The 1,551-nt window shown below is 32.6% G+C and carries 3 protein-coding genes; all 3 read left to right on the top strand.

All coding sequences use genetic code 11. The features are described from left to right. Positions 1 to 515, top strand: a 515-nt coding sequence (locus H3T96_RS14550; protein ID WP_198248688.1) for a hypothetical protein, incomplete at its 5' end; no start/stop codon positions are given. Beyond that, the gene (locus tag H3T96_RS14545; protein ID WP_198248687.1) at positions 512 to 1,213 is read left to right on the top strand and encodes a hypothetical protein; all 702 of its coding nucleotides are present in this window, start codon (positions 512 to 514) and stop codon (positions 1,211 to 1,213) included. The genes H3T96_RS14550 and H3T96_RS14545, both read left to right, overlap by 4 nt. An 84-nt stretch (positions 1,214 to 1,297) precedes the next feature. Beyond that, positions 1,298 to 1,551, top strand: a 254-nt coding sequence (locus tag H3T96_RS14540) for a hypothetical protein (RefSeq protein ID WP_198248686.1), incomplete at its 3' end; no start/stop codon positions are given.

The raw sequence follows: 1,551 nt of genomic DNA, 5'->3' as shown, positions 1-1,551 counted from the left end.
CCCAAATTGTGACGCCATACCCAATTTCTATACCAATTGACTTATCGAGTAAAGAGGTTTATATATCACTTGGTTTGCCGAATTACAATAATTTGATTAGTGATTATGAAGGTATGCTTCGTTTTTATGATCCTAAAAGCAACGAAGTGGCTACAGTTAAAATTAGTAAAGGTGAGCTGTATCCGATACTGGACTTTGTCGATAATTCGCCAACGGATATTTTGGTCAAACGACCCGAGCCTTTAAAACCAGTAACAAAAAAAGAGGATTTGGAAAAAAGTAAAGTTGGCCGAGTTGAATTCTATAAAGAAGCAGTAGATGAAGAAAATAAAGAATTAGGGTATTTTCAAATTTTTTATAAAACGGGTGAATGTTATTTCTCTTTGGATAACGAAATCTACTTGCAAGTCCTATATTGGCCTAAAGGAAAAATGATCAAAAATGACCAAAATAAAAGTGTTGAAACTCATCCAATAGTGATACACGATACTGTAAAAAGGGAGATATTGTTATGAAATTAAATTTAATTAAAATAAGCCAATTAATAGTTATGGTTGTAACTATTAGCACTTTATTGGGTTGCTATAACAAAGAAGAGTTTAAGCAAAGAATTAAAGATGGTTGGGACAAAGTTCACGCTAGCATCAAATTTAAAGGCGACTTTTGCTACTATATAGGTGACGTTAAATTCCCTTATACTGACGAGCCAGTATTAGAAGATGATATTCAATGGGATATTTGGAATAAGGGAAGATTAATAAAAACGTTGCCTTTATTTGCTGAGATTGGTTTATTAACTCGTGAGCCGGTAGAAGGACACCCAGAGCTTTATCATTATGAGGTGACCGAATTAGGGGAAAAGTACCGTTATCAAAATATTGATAGAAGAGGGCCCCGACCAATATATGAAAATTCTTTTTGTTATGGTCAGATAGTAGTAGAGAGTGTAACAGATGTCGAAAAAAATGAATATACACGTGCAAAGGGTTATAGTTACAATCAAACCAATTTTGATGTTTCTTATAATTTTCATGTAATTAATGTACCGGATTGGGTATTAAATTCGGAAAATAAACTCAATGCTATATATGAACCAATGACAGTAAGGTTACCAGAAAAAACTTACCGAGATGCCGTAACATTTTATGTAGGTAAAGGAGATAAATTATATCAAAATAGCATACATTATAAATTGATTAAGTCTGATCACTAATAGCGATTAAATTATGAAAAATTAATCTCAATTATCAGCCATTAGTCATGCATATTTAAAGATGAATCCGATGATTGGAACAGCATGCAAATCTGGTTTAATTACTGTTTATTTGGATTAAAAAAGCCAACCGATAAAGGTAAGGCCTATTTATCAAGTTTTGATAGTATGGCAATGGCAATTAATGATTACATGGTGGCAAGAAGTGGAGTTTATGCCGTTATACAATTAGAAAATTCAACCTTTTATTCACATAAAACACGAACAAGAAAAACTATAATAGAGGCCTCTACCCAAATTGTGACGCCATACCCAATTTCTATACCAATTGACTTATC

The sequence above is a fragment of the Gilliamella sp. W8136 genome, assembly GCF_016101285.1.
GTDB lineage: Bacteria > Pseudomonadota > Gammaproteobacteria > Enterobacterales > Orbaceae > Gilliamella > Gilliamella apicola_N.
Note: the sequence above shows the minus strand (reverse complement) of the source record. Positions and strands in the feature narration are given on the sequence as shown.